Here is a 17149-nt window from a genome sequence, read left to right as displayed (position 1 = left end):
CAACGCGCCACGTGCCGATGCGTCACGTGCCGAGCAACTCGTCGAGCTTGGCGACGAAGTCGTCGGGATCGGACGGTGTGAACGCCGGGCTGGGAAACGTCCCCGGCACGTCGAGGGTGATCAACGTCGACTTCAACGGCCGGCGCACATCCAGCGGCAGCCACCGCCGCAGATCAGAGCTACCCCAGATGCGGAACCGGTGCAGCCAGGTGCCCAGCGGTTTGGCGGTGTATCCGCGGATGTCGCGCAGCGGGATCACTTTCGACGTCCCAGATGGAAAGTGATAGCGGCGCAACGTGATCGCTTCGCGGTCCAGCTGGATCAGACCATCGTCGTAATACTGGCGTGGCGGGTTCATGCCCGCCCACAGCGCAGCTCGTGTCCCTTGGTTGTCAGGCATCGACCTGTCTCCAGATTCCATTGCCAGCCATGCAGATTGCACGTCAACGTCGTTCCGTCCACCACGCCGAACTTCGACAGGTCGGCTTTGAGATGCGGGCAGCGCCGCTGAATCTCCCAGCCGTCCAACGTGATCGACGCGGTGTCGTCGTGGGCTTCGGCGAACCAGCCATCGGCATAGGCGATGCGTTCGTCGGTCAAGCACTTGAAGAACGTGTAGAGGTACTCGTTGTAGCCGCCGACCCGCCAGGCCTTGAACCGGGTGGACAGGAAGATGGTGTTCACCCAGTCCGGTTCGTTGTCACGCAGCACCGTCCGCACCAACTCGGGAGCGATTTCGAAGCCGTAGCGGAACTTCTCGTCCGGAATCGGTTCGCGCACCACGCGTTTCGGAAAGTCCAGCACGACGGTCTCGGCACCCAGCCGCAATTCGACCGGGTAGCCGATGCCGTCACAGATCTGGTCACTTTGGCTCATGATCGGCTCGAACGCTGCCCGGAGCGGCTCCAGCAGCGAGTCCCCGCCGGCCGGCGCCCAGGAGGCCTTCTCCGCGGCCAGCACCGGTGCCATCCGCTGCGCGTACTCTTCGATGTAGTCGGCCTTGCCGGTGGTGAAGATCGTCTCGGGATCGTCGACCGGGTGCGTCAGCGAATTGAGTTGCGTGCCTGTGAAATCCGCTACGGACCCAGGGATCATCAACAGTCCGCCCTCGTGGCCGTGTGTGCGCATCTGGTCGAGGAACACGACCTGGTCGGGGAAGATGTTGGCCGGGTCGCCGTGGTCGTCGTTGAGGTCGCGCAGCTCGGGATCCAAGAAGCACGGTGGTCCCGCGGACGGGATCACCCAGGTGGCACCGACCTGTGCGATGTATTGGCGGCAGCGGTCCATCTGACGCTGCCGTTTCTGGGTGCCGAAGGCCTCTTTGGCGCGGGCCGGCATGTCGTAGACCATCGGGTACCAGATCGCGCCCGAGTATTGCAGCATGTGCACGTCGACGTGGCCGAAGTCGGCGTGCAGCACGTCCAGGTCCACCGGCCGCGCGTCATTCATGTTGAAACACACGGTTTCTCCGTCGTCGACCACCAGGCCGGAGTCGCCGATCGGACCGTCGGCCGGAGCCCGCAACGCGATGATCATCACGTCCAGGTCGCCCTTGGGGCCGCTGACGGTGTGCTTCACCGAATCCGTCGTCTCGAAGAAGCGGTGAAAACCTAGCTTCTCGAGTTCGCGCTGCAGATCGGGCACGGGGTAATCGGGCAGCAACACCACCGCTTCTTTGTTGACGTGCTCGCGCAGATTCTTCGGGTCGAAGTGGTCCTTGTGCAGGTGGGACACGTAGAGGTAGTCGACGTCGCCGAGGGCGTCCCAGTCCAACTGGCTGTTGTCTGGAAAGGGGAACCAGGACGCGAAATACGCCGGATTGACCCAGGGGTCGCACAAGATGCTTCCGGCCCTGGTGTCGATCCGGAAACCGGCGTGCCCAACGCTGGTGACCTGCACTAACAGTCCTCTTCTGGTGTCTCGTGGTTGTGGGCAAGCGTAACCGGAGATCCGTGACGCGCCGAAGCCCGCAGGTCAGGTGTCGGGCAACGCGGTCAGTCCTCGGCATCCCACAGCGCTCGGTAATAGTCGATGCGCGCCTGATCGGGTGCGATCCCGTAGGCGTCGAAGAACTCGGCTTCCCAGTCGCCCTCGTAGTTCCACCGCAGGGACAGGGTGGCGACGGCCAAGTCGGCCCAACGATCGGCGATACCGAGATCGCCGACGTCGACGTGCCCGCACCAGCTTCCGTCGTCGTCGATCAAGGTGTTCGGTGCGCAGGCGTCGCCATGGCACACCACCAGTCGGTCGATTGGCGGTGCAGCGGGCAGGCGGCGGCGGGCGGGCTCGGAAAGTGCGGTCAGTCGGTGGGGCACCGACCACGAAAAGGGGCACCGGTCGGCGGGCATCCGGTCATGCATCGCCCGCAGGCCGGTCGCGATGGCCCGCACCGCGGCCCTCGGCCGGGCGATCCAGTGCGGATCGGCCGCCGAGCGGCCGTTGATGCCCGCGGTATGCAGCCACTGCACCGGCCCGTCGCGGCCGACGTCGAGCACAACGGGCACCGTCAGGTACTGCGCGGCCCACCCGAGTTTGACGGCCTCGCGGTGCAGATCGACCGACGGATGCGGCGGCGATACCTTGACGAACTCGCGTCCGTCGCCGTGACCGATCTGGAACGTCAGGCCGCCGATCTCGTTGTTCCACACCGCCGATACGACGCGGCCGGCTGCGAGTCGGGTCACGACGGCCGGGACGGGCACCTCGCCGACGGGGATGGTCATCGGCTCCTGTCATACCGGCGCTGCGCCGGTTCGTCCAGGGGATTTATACGGGGGCACTAGGCTGACTGATTGTGGAACCGGTATATGGGACAGTCATCCAGTGTGCGCGCCTGGCATGGCGGCTGCAGGGTCTGACGTTCACGGTTACCGGCGTCGAGAACCTGCCCAAGACCGGCGGCGCGGTGGTGGCCATCAACCACACCAGCTACTTCGACTTCACGTTCGCCGGCTTGCCCGCCTACAAGCAGGGCTTGGGCCGCAAGGTGCGGTTCATGGCCAAGAAGGAAGTGTTCGACCACAAGATCACCGGGCCCATCATGCGCAGCCTGCGACACATCGAGGTGGACCGGGACAACGGCGCCGCCTCGTTCGAGCAGGCCTGTGAAGCGCTCAAGGCGGGCGAACTGGTGGGCGTCTATCCCGAGGCGACGATCAGCCGCAGCTTCGAGATCAAGGAGTTCAAGTCCGGCGCCGCCCGCATGGCGATCGCGGCCGATGTGCCGATCGTGCCCCACATCGTGTGGGGTGCCCAGCGGATCTGGACCAAGGGCCACCCCAAGAATCTGTATCGACCCAAGGTGCCGATCGCGGTGGCTGTCGGCGAGCCGATCGAACCCACGCTGCCGGCCAATGAGCTGACCGCGCTGCTGCATTCCCGCATGCAGCATCTGCTCGAGCGGGTGCAGGACAGCTACGGACCGCATCCGCCCGGCGAGTTCTGGGTGCCGCACCGACTCGGTGGCGGGGCGCCGTCGCTGGCCGAAGCCAACCGGATGGATGCCGAGGAGGCAGCGGAGAAGGCGGCGCGCCGCGCGGCCGGGCCCGAACCGACGGGCGCGCCGGGGTAGCCGAGATGGAACCGGTTTTCCGCACGCTGGAGACCACGGCCAAGGTGGTGCTCAGGGCCACCGGCAACAAGATCACCTTCCACGGCCTGGAGAACATCCCGACGACCGGGGGCGCGGTGATCGCGATCAACCACACCAGCTACGTGGACTGGCTGCCCGCCGCGTTGGCCGCGCACTATCGGGGCCGGCGGATGCGGTTCATGATCAAAACCGAGATGCAGGACGTCAAGGTCGTCAGGTTTCTCATCAAGCACACCGGGACCATTCCGGTGGATCGGCGCGCCGGCGCCGGTGCGTACGCGGTCGCGGTCGAGCGGCTGCGGGCGGGCGAACTCGTCGGCGTGTACCCCGAGGCGACGATCAGCCGCAGCTTCGAGCTGAAGGAATTCAAGACCGGCGCGGCTCGGATGGCGGCCGAAGCGGCGGTGCCGATCATCCCGCTGATCGTCTGGGGTGCCCAACGCCTATGGACCAAGGACCATCCAAGAAACTTGGGCCGCAACAAGATTCCGATGACGGTCGCAGTGGGCGCGCCCATGGATGGCGGCGGGTCCATCGAAGAGACCAATGCGGCGATGCGCGCGGCGATGACCGAGCTGCTGCACAAGGTGCAGGAGGAGTACCCGCACCCACCAGGCGCGTACTGGGTGCCGCGCCGGCTGGGCGGCAGCGCGCCGACCATGGACGAGGCCAAGGTGTTGGAGGAGATCGAGCTGGCGGAGCGGGCGCGCAAGCGCGCGGAGCGCGAAGCGAAGAGCCGGCGATGAGGGCTCCCCACACCGGCGGCACAGGGCAGCCGCGATGACATTGCCCGCGATGATTGCCAGTGATGTAGACGGCACCCTGCTCGACGACGACGAGAAGATCAGCACGCGCACCCGCGCCGCCGTGCATGCCGCCGTCGACTCCGGCGCGCAGTTCGTCCTCGCCACCGGTCGGCCGCCGCGATGGATCAAACCGGTCGTCGACGAACTCGGTTTGGCGCCGATGTCGGTGTGCGCCAACGGCGCAGTGATCTATGACCCGGCCACCGACCGGATCGTGTCGGCCCGCACGCTATCCGTCGATGTTCTGGGCGAGCTCGCCGAGATCGCCACCCGCGTCATCCCCGGCGCCGGATTGGCCGTGGAACGGGTGGGCAGCTCGGCCCATGACGCCGCGACGCCGCAGTTCGTCAGCTCGCCGGGCTACGAGCACGCGTGGCTCAACCCCGACAACACCGAGGTGTCCGTCGAAGACCTGCTCAGCGCGCCCGCGGTGAAGCTGCTCATCCGCAAGGCCGGCGCGGCCAGCGCCGACATGGCGGCGGTGTTGGCCAAACATGTTGGTCTGCAAGGCGATATCACCTACTCCACCAACAACGGGCTGATCGAGGTCGTGCCGTCGGGCATCAGCAAGGCCACCGGGGTGGAGGAGCTGGCTCGCCCGTTGGGCCTGACCGCCGACGACATCGTTGCGTTCGGCGATATGCCCAACGACATCCCGATGCTGCTGTGGTCCGGACACGGGGTCGCGATGGGCAATGCTCATCCCGAAGCCATGGCGGCCGCCGATGAGGTCACCGCCGACAACAACGACGATGGCCTGGCGCGCGTCCTCGAGCGCTGGTGGCTCTGACTCTCGCCGCTACGGCGTCACGGGGGTGAACCGCTCGAGCTGCACCGGCACCGCATCGTCCGGCGGGGGCGGCAGCTCCACCGGCACACCGTCGATGACGCGGGTCACCGTACCCTTTTCCCGGTCGAAGTTCAGCGTGCCGTGCTGGAAGTTCTGCTTGATCCACAGTGGCTCATGGATTTCCGCGCTGGTCGGTAGTCCGAGAGCCCCGCGTTCGAAGCCCAGCGAACCCCACGCCTGATAGATCGCGCCCGTTACGGGCTCGGCCCCGCTGTCCGGTGACCAGTAGACCGCGCCGTGTTCAAAGGTGACGTAGCGCGTCGATCCTGCGCCCGCCGCCTCGGGCGAGGTGGGTGCGCCGAGCGGGCTCTTCATGCCGCCCATGGACTCCCAGCGCGCGAAAATCGCGCCGCCACGCAATGATTCGGCCAGCTCCTCCGGTCCGGGCGGCTTGTTGAAGCGGGCGGCGATGTCGCGGATCTGGTCCATGGCCGCGTAGGCGGCGTTGCCGGGGCAGTCGGTGATGCCAGCGTCGCGGTGGGTGAAGATCGACGGGAATGTCGGCGTCGCACCGCGCGGGAACTTGGCGAATGAGCCACCCGCAGAAGTCAATACGACGGTGCCGCGGGGATCGACCCGGTCCAAGCCCAGCCGCCAGCCCAGCAGCCGACCGGTGGTGCGCAGCTGAATGGGCGTCGGCGGCACCACGTCGAAGTTACCGAGCATCGCCACGCCCCAGGTGTTGGTGTTGAACCCGCCCGTGTGAGAACCCTTGACCGGCTTGTCCATTCCGCCACCCCGGCCCTCGAAAACCTGGCCGTACTTGTCAACCAGTGCGTTGTACGCAAGGTCGCACCAGCCCAACGTTTGGGTGTGGTAGGCGTATATCGACCGCACGATGCCCGCCGAATCCTCCGGCGCGTAGTCGTTGCTACCGGCCGTATGGTGTACCACTCCGGCTCGGATTCCGTTGTCGTAGTGCGGATTTCCGCATCGCAGCGATTCGTCGGCGCCCCATTGCGCGCGGCTGATGATGTTGGGCGGCACGCCGGGGGCGTTGACGGCGTTCGGCATGGGTGTGGTGTCGATCGGCGCCTGCGGCGGGCTGATCAGCACGGCGTTGAGGTTCTGCCCGAACGGCTGCTCGACCGTGGCCGGCACATAACCCAGGTTGGGTTCATCCGACTGCGGGGGCGCCTCCGTCGTGGGCGCGCCGGCGGGACGGGTGACGGCGATCTGCACCGTGGTGGTCCGGCCGACGAACACCGGCTCGGTGCCACGCGGTCCGCCCGCTTCGGTCGCCTCAGGACCGACCCCTTCGAGGGTCTCGGCTTCGTACCAGGGCCCCCACGTGCCGTCGGCCTTCTTGGCGCGAATACGAGCCGATGTGCCGGTGAGGTCGGGTGCCGTCAGCGCCACCATGGAGAACGGCGTGTCCTGATGGATTTCCCGGATGGTTTCGCCGCCGCCGAGTCCGACCAGCGGCTGCTGTGCGAGCCGCGGCATCTCCGGTGCGGGCTTGTCACCTTCGCCCGGCAGACCGTTGACCGCCCACGGCAGGATCACGATTGTGGCCGCGATCGCGGTGTAGAGGATCGACGGCGCGGGACGTCGGCACAGCACGGGCTGATGTTACGTATGTGCCAGTTGTTACCAGTGTTTCGACACGGCAGATTGATGCACTAAATGACCGTCCCAACCTGCAACGGCACCGCAGAGGCTGCCAGGGTTGACCTCTGCGGTGCCGTTCGGTGACAGGACTACGGCGCGGGGGCCGGAGCGGGTGCCGGCGGCGCCGCCGGTGCGGGCGGTGCCGGCGGGGTGGTGCCGGACTTGATCGCCGACGTGATGGCCGGCATCACCATGCCCTTGAGCAGGTCGATCGCCTGGCCGGCGCCGAGCTGGTTGGCGGCATTGGACAGCTCGCCGATCAGCCCGCCGCCGCCGGTGCTCACCGGCGGTGCCGCGAGTGCCGGATCGCCCAGGATCGGGTAGGTACCCAATGCCGGATCCGCCCCGAGCGGCGCCGAGATCGGCACCTCGCCGGGCGCCGGCAGCGCGCCGGTCGAGATCGGCGTGGTGGCCAGCGCGGGGTCGGCGCCAATGGGCGGCGTGGTCAGACCGGGGGCTTCGCCGGCCGGGCTGGTCAGCGCCGGGTTGGTCAGCGCCGGGTTGGTCAAGCCGGGATCGGTCAGGCTCGGGGTGGTGGCCGCCGCCGGCGCATCGACGGCACCGGGTGTGGTCAACCCCGGTGTGGCCGCGGCCGGGTCGGTCAGGCCGGGTGCTGTGAGACTGGGCGACGTGAGACCAGGCGTGGTGAGACCGGGCGTGGTCAAATCAGGCGACGTCAGTCCCGGCGTGGTCAGGCCGGGCGAGGTCAAGCCTGGTGAGGTCAGCCCCGGCGAGGTCAGGCCAGGTGAAGTCAAGCCAGGTGAGGTCAGCCCGGGTGAGGTGAGGCCGGTACCCGTTCCGCCCAGCAGGCCGGTCGGCATCGGCGGCAGGTTAATGCCGAACTGGGACAGGCCCTGCGACAGTGCGGACAGCAGCTCACCAGGCAGGTCGGTGACCATCGCGGCTTGGACGAATTCGCGCTGTTGAGGCGCGGTCGCGGTGGACAGCCCGGAGACGGCCACCACGGCAACTGGACTTGCGACGGCCAGGGCGGCGACCGCGCTCATGGTTGTCGAGAGCTTGCGTCGACGTCGGTTCGGCACGGAAGTCTCCTCAATATATGGACTACGTGTGGTAGGTCGATATCGGTGTCAGCGGCTTCAATGCCGACGCCAACGACGTTACTGGTGTGACTAGTGAGGTAGAAGTGACGATATGGAATTGTGAGCTAATCGCGACCTGTAGGCGTTAGCGGATTCGGGTCGAGGGCGCTCGGTCGGATACCCTGACTGCCGATGACGTCCTTATCTCCCGGGGTCGCTGCGCGCCAGCGCACCGGTCATTTCGACCTCTTCGTCGTCGGTTCCGGATTTTTCGGCCTGACGATCGCCGAGCGCGTGGCGACGCAGCTCGACAAGCGCGTTCTCGTCATCGAACGACGCCCGCACATCGGCGGCAACGCCTACTCCGAGCCGGAGCCGCAGACCGGTATCGAGGTGCACAAGTACGGTGCGCACCTGTTCCACACCTCCAACAAGCGGGTGTGGGACTACGTGCGGCAGTTCACCGAGTTCACCAACTATCAGCACCGGGTATATGCCATGCACAACGGGCAGGCCTACCAATTCCCGATGGGCCTCGGCCTCGTGTCGCAATTCTTCGGCAAGTACTTCACTCCTGACGAGGCGCGCCAGCTGATCAAGGAGCAGTCTGCCGAGATCAAGACCGAAGAGGCGCAGAACCTCGAGGAGAAGGCCATCTCGCTGATCGGGCGCCCGCTCTATGAGGCGTTCGTCAAGGGCTACACCGCCAAGCAGTGGCAGACCGATCCGGTCGAGCTTCCTGCGGCCGTCATCAATCGCCTGCCAGTGCGCTACACCTTCGACAACCGGTACTTCAACGACACCTACGAGGGCCTACCGGTCGACGGGTACACCGCCTGGCTCGAGAACATGGCCGCCGATGACCGCATCGAGGTGCGGTTGAACACCGACTGGTTCGAGGTGCGCAACGAACTTCGCGCTGCGAACCCTGACGCCCCAGTGGTTTACACCGGGCCGCTGGACCGCTACTTCGACTACGCCGAGGGCAGGCTCGGTTGGCGCACACTGGATTTCGAAGTCGAAGTGGTTGACACCGGAGATTTCCAGGGCACCGCCGTGATGAACTACAACGACCTCGACGTGCCGTACACCCGCATCCACGAATTCCGCCATTTCCATCCCGAGCGGGACTACTACCCGACGGACAAGACAGTGATCATGCGGGAGTACTCGCGCTTCGCCGATGACGATGACGAGCCCTACTACCCGATCAACACCGAGGCCGACCGCAAGCTGCTGGCCGCCTACCGGTCTCGGGCCAAAGCCGAAACCGCTTCCGCCAAGGTGTTGTTCGGCGGACGGCTGGGCACTTATCAGTACCTGGATATGCACATGGCGATCGCCAGCGCACTGAACATGTACGAGAACGTCCTTGCGCCGCACCTGCGCGATGGTGCGCCGCTCCACGAAAACGAAAGCAGTACAGCATGAGTGACATCCCGTCCGGCGCTCTGGACGCCGGGGAATCCAGGGCGGTCAGTCTGCTGGCCAGGGTCATCCTGCCGCGCCCCGGCGAGCCGTTGGACGTCCGCAAGCTCTATATCGAGGAATCGACCACCAACGCGCGGCGTGCGCACGCCCCCAGCCGCACCGAGCTGGAGATCGGCGCCGAGTCCGAGGTGTCGTTTGCGACCTACTTCAACGCGTTCCCGGCCAGCTACTGGCGGCGCTGGTCGACGCTGGACTCGGTGGTGTTGCGCGTCGAGCTCACCGGAAGCGCTCGAATCGACGTCTATCGCACCAAGGCAACCGGCGCCCGCATCACCGTGGGCGGCGCTCCGGTCGGCGGGGAGCACGCGGTCACCGAGTTCGAGATCGACCTGTCACCGTTCGAGGACGGCGGGTGGATCTGGTTCGACATCACCACCGACTCGGCGGTCACCCTGCACAGCGCCGGCTGGTACGCGCCGCATCCGGCGCCGGGACGGGCCAATATCGCGGTGGGCATCCCGACCTTCAACCGCCCGGCGGACTGCGTCAACGCCCTGGCCGCGCTGACCTCGGATCCGTTGGTAGACCAGGTGATCGGCGCGGTGATCGTGTCCGATCAGGGCGCCAACAAGGTGGTCGACCACCCGGGCTTCGCCGACGCCGCCGCCGCGCTGGGCAACCGGTTGTCGATACACAATCAGCCCAACCTCGGTGGCTCCGGCGGCTACAGCCGGGTGATGTACGAGGCGCTGAAAAACACCGACTGTGAACAGATCCTGTTCATGGACGACGACATTCGCATCGAGCCCGACTCGATCCTGCGGGCGCTGGCGATGAACCGGTTCGCCAAATCACCGACGCTGGTCGGCGGCCAGATGCTCAACATGCAGGAGCCGTCACACCTGCACATCATGGGCGAGGTCGTCGACCGGGAGAACTTCATGTGGACGGCGGCGCCGTACACCGAGTACGACCACGACTTCGCGAAGTACCCGTTGAACGACGAGTCAGATCGCAGCAAGTTACTGCACCGTCGCATCGACGCCGACTACAACGGCTGGTGGATGTGCATGATCCCGCGGCAGGTGGCCGAGGAACTGGGTCAGCCGCTGCCGCTGTTCATCAAGTGGGACGACGCCGATTACGGTTTGCGCGCCGCCGAACACGGCTACGGCACCGTCACACTGCCCGGCGCGGCGATCTGGCACATGGCGTGGAGCGACAAGGATGATGCCATCGACTGGCAGGCGTACTTCCATTTGCGCAACCGGCTCGTGGTGGCGGCCATGCACTGGGACGGCAGTATCCGCGGGCTGATCGCCAGCCACTTCAAGGCGACAATCAAACACCTTCTCTGCCTTGAGTATTCGACTGTCGCCATCCAGAACAAGGCTATGGCCGACTTCCTCGCCGGGCCGGAGCACATCTTCTCCATCCTGGAGTCGGCACTGCCCGAGGTGCGCAAGATGCGCGAGGAGTACCCGGACGCCGTGGTGCTGCCCGGTGCCACCGCGTTGCCGGCGCCTTCGGAGCGGACCAGGATCCACAAGCCGCCGGTTTCGTTGCCCGCCATCGGATTCCGCCTCAGTCGCGGTGTGCTCCATCAGCTGCGTGCGCACAAGCCCGCACACCACGAACGTCCCCAGCTCAATGTCGCGACCCAGGACGCCCGCTGGTTCTTGCTGTGCAAGGTCGACGGGGTCACTGTGACGACTGCTGACGGTCGCGGCGTGGTCTACCGCAAGCGGGATCGGGCGAGAATGTTTGCGCTGCTGCGCGCCTCGTTGCGCCAGCAGCTGCGGTTGGCCCGCAAGTTCAACCGGATGCGCAAGGTCTACCGCGAAGCTCTGCCGGTGCTCTCCAGCAAGCAGAAGTGGGAGACGGTGCTTCTCGAGTCGGCCAATGCCTGAGAGCCCGCGCGGTGAGGAAGCCGCGTTGGTGGCCGTGCAGTCGGCCCTGGCCGGTAAGCCCGGTGTCCTCACCGGTGCGCGCGCCCTGTCGCATTTCGGTGAGCACAGCATCGGCTGGGTCGTCGTCGCCACCGTCGGCGCGCTGCTGCAGCCGCGCCGCCGCCGGGCCTGGTTGGCCGCGGGGGTCGGGGCCCTCGTGGCGCACGCCGCCGCCGTGTTGATCAAACGTGTGGTGCGACGGGAACGTCCACATCACCCGGCCGTGCGCATCAACGTCGGCACACCCAGCCGGCTGTCGTTCCCGTCGGCGCACGCAACGTCGACCACCGCCGCGTCGATGTTGCTGGCCCGCACCACGGGCGTGCCCCTGCCGGTCTTCCTCGTGCCACCGATGGCATTGTCGCGGTTGGTACTTGGCGTGCATTACCCCAGCGACGTGTTGACGGGCGTCGCGGTCGGGGCCGTCGTCGCCAAAGCGGTGGGCACCATCGCCGATCGGGCCGAGGCACACTGATGGGCATCGAGTGCAGCGCAACGGAGCGGAACAAGGATGAGTACAACCCACATGAGTGAGGAAGCGGCCCCGGTCGCAGGACCGCCCAAGAACCTGGCCTCGGGGATCGTCAAAGCGCTACGCCCCAGGCAGTGGGTCAAGAACGTGCTGGTTTTCGCCGCGCCGGTGGCCGCCCTCGGTGACGACAGGTATGCCTACGACTACCGCCAAGTTCTGGTCAACGTCCTTCTCGCGTTCATCGTGTTCAGCCTCGGCGCGTCGGCGGTGTATCTGATCAATGACGCGCGTGACGTCGAAGCCGACCGGGCCCATCCGACGAAGCGGTTCCGGCCGATCGCGGCGGGCGTAGTGCCCGAGTGGCTGGCGTACACGCTTGCGATCGGTCTGGCGGTCGCCTCGCTTGCCATCTCGTGGCTGGTGACCCCGAACCTCGCCCTGGTGATGGCCATCTACCTCGCCATCCAGCTCGCCTACTGCTTCGGACTCAAGCACCAACCGGTGATCGACATCTGCATCGTCTCGTCCGGCTTCTTGATCCGCGCCATCGCCGGCGGTGTCGCCGCGAATGTACCACTGTCGCAATGGTTCCTGCTGATGATGGCGTTCGGTTCGCTGTTCATGGCGGCCGGAAAACGCTATGCCGAGCTGCAGCTCGCCGAAAGGACGGGCGCGAAGATCCGCAAATCGCTGGAGAGCTACACCAGCTCCTATCTGCGCTTCGTGTGGACGATGTCGGCGACGGCGTTAGTGTTGTGCTACGGGCTATGGGCCTTCGAACGTGATGATTTCGGCGGCACCTCTTGGTTCGTGGTGTCGATGATTCCGTTTGTAATCGCGATCCTGCGCTACGCGGTGGATGTCGACGGCGGTATGGCCGGGGAGCCCGAAGAGATCGCGCTGCGCGACCGCGTGCTGCAGTTGCTGGCGGTGGCATGGATCGGAACCGTTGGTGCGGCCGTCGTTTTCGGCTGACGCGGTGAGGCCGTCGGCCGGCAACCTGGGAGCCTGGAGCCGCGGGGCCGGCGACATGGGAGCCTGGAGCCGCTGGGCCGGCGACATGGGAGCCCGGCTGGCCCGATGGCCCGCGTTCCCCTACGACGTCACCGTGCGGGTCAGCCTCTGGGTGAGCGTGCTGGTGGTCACGCTGCTGTTCGGTTGGGGGGCGTGGCAGCGGCGGTGGATCGCCGACGACGGACTGATCGTGCTGCGCACCGTCCGAAATCTGTTGGCGGGCAACGGCCCGGTCTTCAACGCCGGTGAACGGGTCGAGGCCAACACGTCCACGCTGTGGACCTATCTGATCTACCTCGGCGGACTCGTCGGCGGCCCGGTGCGCCTGGAGTATGTGGCGCTGGTGCTTGCCCTCGGGCTCAGCCTGCTCGGGATGGTGTTTGTCATGTTGGGCGCCGGCCGGTTATATGCGCCCAGCCTGCAGGGCCGGCGGGCGCTGCTGTTGCCTGCGGGAGCGCTGGTCTACATCGCGATCCCGCCAGCCCGCGACTTCGTCACCTCGGGGCTCGAAAACGGTTTGGTGCTCGCGTATTTGGGCCTGTTGTGGTGGATGATGGTCTGCTGGTCGCAGGCGTTGCGTGCATATCCGCGGCAACCCGCACAGGCGGCGGGACTCGCGCTGGCCCGACGCGGTGCGCCATCCGCCGGCCGGCCGGCCGTTGCCGAAGCGGCCCCCACCAACGTCGTCGGCCGGTTCTTCGACGCCGCACTGGCATTCGTGGCCGGACTGAGCGTGCTGGTGCGCCCCGAGCTGGCATTGATCGGCGGGCTGGCGCTGATCATGATGCTGATCGCGGCCCGAGGCTGGCGGCGGCGGGTGCTGATCATCGTCGCGGGCGGACTGCTTCCAGTCGGCTACCAGATCTTCCGAATGGGTTACTACGGCTTGCTGTTTCCCAATACCGCGCTGGCGAAGGATGCGTCGGGATCCAAATGGACGCAGGGCTTCGTCTATCTGGCCAACTTCAACGCGCCGTATCTGCTGTGGGTGCCGGCCGTGTTGTTGGCCGCGCTCGGCGCGGTGCTGCTGCTGACCCGCACCCGGCCGTGGTGGATCCGCCGCACCGCGCCGCAGGGCTACGGCTGGCTGGCGCGCACCATGCAAAGTCCGCCCGCGGTGGTGGTTTTCATTCTGGTGAGCGGGCTGCTGCAGGCGCTCTACTGGATTCGTCAAGGCGGCGATTTCATGCACGGCAGGGTGCTGCTCACACCGGTGTTCTGCCTGCTGGCGCCGATTGCGGTGATTCCGGTGGTGTTTCCCGACGGGACGAGGTTCACCCGCGAAACCGGCTATCTGCTCGCCGGCGCCACCAGCGCGCTGTGGCTGGCGCTGGTGGGATGGTCACTGTGGGCGGCGAATTCGCCAGGGATGGGTTACGACGCCACCCGCGTCACCTACTCCGGCATCGTCGACGAACGCCGGTTCTACGCCCAGGCCACCGGACATCCGCATCCGCTGACCGCCGCCGACTACCTGGACTATCCGCGGATGCGCGCGGTGCTCGTCGCGCTGAACAACACGCCTGAGGGCGCACTGCTGCTGCCGTCGGGCAATTACGACCAGTGGGATGTGGTGCCCGCGATTCCGCCACCTCCGGACGCGCCGCCCGAAGAACGCGAGAATCGCCCGCACACAGTGTTTTTCACAAATATGGGCATGCTGGGTATGAACGTGGGCCTGGATGTGCGGGTGGTCGATCAGATCGGTCTGATCAATCCGCTGGCCGCGCACACCGAGCGGCTGGAGGACGGGCGCATCGGCCACGACAAGAATCTGTTCCCGGACTGGGCGGTGGCCGACGGCCCGTTCCTCAAGACGCGCCCGTACATCCCGGCCTACCTCGACGAAGACTGGGTCGCCCAGGCGCAGGCCGCGCTGAAGTGTCCGGCCACCGACGCCATGCTCAACTCGGTGCGCGGGGAGCTGACCCCGCGGCGGTTCCTGTCAAACCTGGTGCACGCGTATGAGTTCACGCAGTACCGGATCGATCGGGTGCCGCTGTACGAACTGATCCGCTGCGGACTGGAAGTTCCTCCGTCCAGGGGCGCCCCTTACACTGGCTTGCCGGCCTCCGGCCCATAGCTCGGTAACGCCACAGAGATCTTGTGGCGATACCCAAGTCAGGTGTGTCGACACCGCGAGCCTGGACACGTGAACGGAGTTAAAGCAACGGATGGGTAAAAGCGTGTGGATGCGTCGTGCGATCAGCATGGTCGGCGCGGCGTTGATGCTTCCGGCGTTGGTGACGGTGGCGGGCGGTTCGGCGATCCCCACCGCGCAGGCGTTTTCGCGGCCGGGTCTGCCGGTGGAGTACCTCGACGTGTACTCGACGTCGATGGGCCGCGACATCCGGGTGCAGTTCCAACCGGGCGGGCCGAAAGCGGTGTACCTGCTCGACGGGCAGCGCGCCCAGGACGACTTCAACGGCTGGGACATCAATACCCCGGCGTTCGAGTGGTTCCACGAGTCGGGGATCTCGGTGGTCATGCCCGTCGGCGGCCAATCCAGCTTCTACACCGACTGGTATGCACCGTCGAGCTTCAACAACCAGACCTACACGTACAAGTGGGAAACCTTCCTGACCAGTGAGCTGCCGCAATATCTGGCCGAGCACAAGCAGATCTCGATGACCGGCAACGGCGTTGTGGGGCTGTCCATGTCGGGCAGCTCGGCGCTGATCCTGTCGGCCTACCACCCGGCGCAGTTCATCTACGCGGCGTCGCTGTCGGGCGGCTATATGAATCCGTCGGCGCTGTTCATGCAGCAGGCGATCCGGGTGTCGATGCTCGACGCGGGCGGCTACAACGTCGACAACATGTGGGGCCCGCCGTGGGACGGCGCATGGAAGCGCAACGACCCGGTCAAGCAGGCGTCGCGCATCGCCGCCAACAACACGCGGCTGTGGATCTACTGCGCGCCCGGCGGCACCACCTCCATCGACCAGGGCGCCGACCCGAATCTGCAGTTCAGCGCCGACGCGCTGGAGAAGATCGCCTACGACGGCAACAAGGACTTCCAGGAGGCCTACCTCAAGGCCGGCGGGAAGAACGCGACCTTCCATTTCCCACCGGCGGGCAACCACTCCTGGCCGTACTGGGGCCTGCAGCTACAGGCCCTCAAACCGGACCTGATCGCAACACTCAACGGCTGAGCGGCGACCAGGGAGGACGCACTTGGAAATGAAAGATCACACGCAAGTGTGGTTGACTACACCGGCACGGCAGCCCGAGAGGACTGCCGTGCGGCATACGACAGATGGGATAGAGGTTCTATGAAGTTCGTTGGGAAGATGCGCGGCGTCTGGTCGCGCCGGCTGCTGGTCGCGGCCATGGTTGCGGCCCTGTTGCCCGGCCTGATCGGCTTCGCTGGCGGCTCGGCGACTGCGGGGGCTTGGTCGAAACCGGGTATGCCGGTCGAGTATCTCGACGTTCCCTCGGCGGCGATGGGGCGCGACATCCGCGTGCAGTTCATGAGCGGCGGCGAAGGCGCGCCGGCCGTGTATCTGCTCGACGGTCTGCGTGCCCGCGACGACGCCAGCGGCTGGGACATCGAGTTGCCGACGTTCGAATACTTTGAGGGCAAGGGCCTGTCGGTCGTCATGCCCGTCGGTGGTCAGTCCAGCTTCTACGCCGACTGGCAGAAGCCGGCCCGCAACAAGGCCGGTGTCACCACCTACATGTGGGAGACGTTCCTGACCCAGGAGCTGCCCGCCTGGCTGCAGGCCAACAAGGGCGTCAAGCCGACCGGCAGCGCCGTGGTCGGCCTGTCGATGGCCGGTTCGGCCGCGCTGACGCTGGCGATCCACCACCCGCAGCAGTTCATCTACGCGTCGAGCCTGTCGGGCTTTTTGAACCTGTCCGAGGGCTGGTGGCCGATGCTGGTCGGGCTGGCCATGGGTGACGCAGGCGGCTTCAAGTCCGAGGACATGTGGGGCCCGTCGAGCGACCCGGCGTGGAAGCGCCACGACCCGATGGTCAACATCGACACGCTGGTGGCCAACAACACCCGCATCTGGATCTACTGCGGTGACGGTAAGCCCAGCGAGTTGGGTGGCGGCGACGTGCCGGCGAAGTTCCTGGAGGGGTTCACGTTGCGGACCAACAAGGCCTTCAAGGACAAGTACATCGCCGCGGGCGGTACCAACGGGGTGTTCAACTTCCCGTCCAACGGCACGCACGCCTGGGCCTACTGGGGTCAGCAGTTGCAGCAGATGATTCCGGACATCCAGCGCGTGGTTGGCGCTGCGGGCGCTGCGTAATCGCTCGAATCAACTAGTGCCGGCGGCGGCGATCCTCTCGGGGGTCGCCGCCGTCAGCCATTTCCGGCGCGGTGCCACGCGCTGATGTGGTTCACTACAACGCGGGTCGAGGCAGGAGGGGA

The 17149-nt window shown here is 66.4% G+C and carries 15 protein-coding genes; 10 read left to right on the top strand and 5 right to left on the bottom strand.

What is annotated here, in order from left to right:
• Positions 1–22 precede the first annotated feature (22 nt).
• The 3 genes from CWS39_RS23020 to CWS39_RS23010 all read right to left on the bottom strand — a co-directional run bounded on the left by CWS39_RS23020 (position 23) and on the right by CWS39_RS23010 (position 2723).
• Complete coding sequence (locus tag CWS39_RS23020) at positions 23–358, bottom strand: hypothetical protein (RefSeq protein WP_102145222.1); 336 nt, start codon at positions 356–358, stop codon at positions 23–25.
• Positions 355–1899, bottom strand: a complete 1545-nt coding sequence (locus CWS39_RS23015) for a Rieske 2Fe-2S domain-containing protein (RefSeq protein WP_102145221.1) — start codon at positions 1897–1899, stop codon at positions 355–357. The genes CWS39_RS23020 and CWS39_RS23015 overlap by 4 nt, the downstream gene beginning before the upstream one ends.
• 95 nt (positions 1900–1994) lie before the next feature.
• Positions 1995–2723 (bottom strand): aminoglycoside 3'-phosphotransferase, encoded by a 729-nt coding sequence (locus tag CWS39_RS23010; protein WP_102145220.1) that lies wholly within the window; start codon positions 2721–2723, stop codon positions 1995–1997.
• Positions 2724–2794: 71 nt separating this feature from the next.
• Here CWS39_RS23010 and CWS39_RS23005 point away from each other — a divergent pair, with 71 nt between their 5' ends.
• From CWS39_RS23005 to CWS39_RS22995, 3 genes are read left to right on the top strand one after another with little or no spacing between them, the layout of a single operon-like run.
• Positions 2795–3571, top strand: coding sequence for a lysophospholipid acyltransferase family protein (locus CWS39_RS23005; protein WP_102145219.1), 777 nt, complete (start codon positions 2795–2797; stop codon positions 3569–3571).
• A gap of 5 nt (positions 3572–3576) precedes the next feature.
• Positions 3577–4338 carry a lysophospholipid acyltransferase family protein gene (locus tag CWS39_RS23000; RefSeq protein ID WP_102145218.1) on the top strand — a complete coding sequence of 254 codons (762 nt, stop codon included), beginning with the start codon at positions 3577–3579 and terminating at the stop codon, positions 4336–4338.
• A 34-nt stretch (positions 4339–4372) separates the two neighbouring features.
• On the top strand, positions 4373–5188 hold the full coding sequence (locus CWS39_RS22995) for an HAD family hydrolase (protein WP_102145217.1): 816 nt from the start codon (positions 4373–4375) through the stop codon (positions 5186–5188).
• Between the two features lie 9 nt (positions 5189–5197).
• On the opposite strand, the gene CWS39_RS22990 is transcribed toward CWS39_RS22995, so the two are convergent.
• Both CWS39_RS22990 and CWS39_RS22985 read right to left on the bottom strand, forming a co-directional pair.
• Positions 5198–6811 carry an N-acetylmuramoyl-L-alanine amidase gene (locus CWS39_RS22990; RefSeq protein ID WP_102145216.1) on the bottom strand — a complete coding sequence of 538 codons (1614 nt, stop codon included), beginning with the start codon at positions 6809–6811 and terminating at the stop codon, positions 5198–5200.
• Positions 6812–6948: 137 nt separating this feature from the next.
• Positions 6949–7902 carry a hypothetical protein gene (locus CWS39_RS22985; protein WP_102145215.1) on the bottom strand — a complete coding sequence of 318 codons (954 nt, stop codon included), beginning with the start codon at positions 7900–7902 and terminating at the stop codon, positions 6949–6951.
• 192 nt (positions 7903–8094) lie between these two features.
• Here CWS39_RS22985 and glf point away from each other — a divergent pair, with 192 nt between their 5' ends.
• From glf to CWS39_RS22950, 7 genes are all read left to right on the top strand, one after another.
• Positions 8095–9333, top strand: coding sequence for a UDP-galactopyranose mutase (gene glf, locus CWS39_RS22980; protein WP_102145214.1), 1239 nt, complete (start codon positions 8095–8097; stop codon positions 9331–9333).
• The gene (locus CWS39_RS22975) at positions 9330–11243 is read left to right on the top strand and encodes a glycosyltransferase (protein WP_102145213.1); all 1914 of its coding nucleotides are present in this window, start codon (positions 9330–9332) and stop codon (positions 11241–11243) included. The genes glf and CWS39_RS22975 overlap by 4 nt, the downstream gene beginning before the upstream one ends.
• The gene (locus CWS39_RS22970) at positions 11236–11757 is read left to right on the top strand and encodes a phosphatase PAP2 family protein (RefSeq protein WP_102145212.1); all 522 of its coding nucleotides are present in this window, start codon (positions 11236–11238) and stop codon (positions 11755–11757) included. Before CWS39_RS22975 ends, CWS39_RS22970 begins: the two co-directional genes overlap by 8 nt.
• 51 nt (positions 11758–11808) lie before the next feature.
• On the top strand, positions 11809–12729 hold the full coding sequence (locus CWS39_RS22965) for a decaprenyl-phosphate phosphoribosyltransferase (protein WP_199178268.1): 921 nt from the start codon (positions 11809–11811) through the stop codon (positions 12727–12729).
• A gap of 55 nt (positions 12730–12784) precedes the next feature.
• The gene (gene aftB / locus CWS39_RS22960) at positions 12785–14851 is read left to right on the top strand and encodes a terminal beta-(1->2)-arabinofuranosyltransferase (RefSeq protein WP_306768844.1); all 2067 of its coding nucleotides are present in this window, start codon (positions 12785–12787) and stop codon (positions 14849–14851) included.
• Between the two features lie 145 nt (positions 14852–14996).
• On the top strand, positions 14997–15920 hold the full coding sequence (locus CWS39_RS22955; protein WP_431306172.1) for an alpha/beta hydrolase: 924 nt from the start codon (positions 14997–14999) through the stop codon (positions 15918–15920).
• A gap of 120 nt (positions 15921–16040) precedes the next feature.
• A complete protein-coding gene (locus CWS39_RS22950; protein ID WP_102145209.1) occupies positions 16041–17027 on the top strand; it encodes an esterase family protein in 987 nt (328 codons plus the stop codon).
• The last annotated feature ends 122 nt before the right edge of the window (positions 17028–17149 follow it).

This window comes from Mycobacterium hubeiense (assembly GCF_002838065.1).
Classification (GTDB): domain Bacteria; phylum Actinomycetota; class Actinomycetes; order Mycobacteriales; family Mycobacteriaceae; genus Mycobacterium; species Mycobacterium hubeiense.
Note: the sequence above shows the minus strand (reverse complement) of the source record. Positions and strands in the feature narration are given on the sequence as shown.

Coding starts and splice junctions, on each gene's coding strand:
- CWS39_RS23000 (WP_102145218.1), top strand. CDS start 3,577: ATGGAACCGGTTTTCCGCACGCTGGAGACCACGGCCAAGGTGGTGCTC.
- CWS39_RS22995 (WP_102145217.1), top strand. CDS start 4,373: ATGACATTGCCCGCGATGATTGCCAGTGATGTAGACGGCACCCTGCTC.
- CWS39_RS23010 (WP_102145220.1), bottom strand. CDS start 2,723: ATGACCATCCCCGTCGGCGAGGTGCCCGTCCCGGCCGTCGTGACCCGA.
- aftB (WP_306768844.1), top strand. CDS start 12,785: ATGGGAGCCTGGAGCCGCTGGGCCGGCGACATGGGAGCCCGGCTGGCC.
- CWS39_RS22955 (WP_431306172.1), top strand. CDS start 14,997: ATGCTTCCGGCGTTGGTGACGGTGGCGGGCGGTTCGGCGATCCCCACC.
- glf (WP_102145214.1), top strand. CDS start 8,095: ATGACGTCCTTATCTCCCGGGGTCGCTGCGCGCCAGCGCACCGGTCAT.
- CWS39_RS23020 (WP_102145222.1), bottom strand. CDS start 358: ATGAACCCGCCACGCCAGTATTACGACGATGGTCTGATCCAGCTGGAC.
- CWS39_RS22965 (WP_199178268.1), top strand. CDS start 11,809: ATGAGTGAGGAAGCGGCCCCGGTCGCAGGACCGCCCAAGAACCTGGCC.
- CWS39_RS22975 (WP_102145213.1), top strand. CDS start 9,330: ATGAGTGACATCCCGTCCGGCGCTCTGGACGCCGGGGAATCCAGGGCG.
- CWS39_RS22950 (WP_102145209.1), top strand. CDS start 16,041: ATGAAGTTCGTTGGGAAGATGCGCGGCGTCTGGTCGCGCCGGCTGCTG.
- CWS39_RS22970 (WP_102145212.1), top strand. CDS start 11,236: ATGCCTGAGAGCCCGCGCGGTGAGGAAGCCGCGTTGGTGGCCGTGCAG.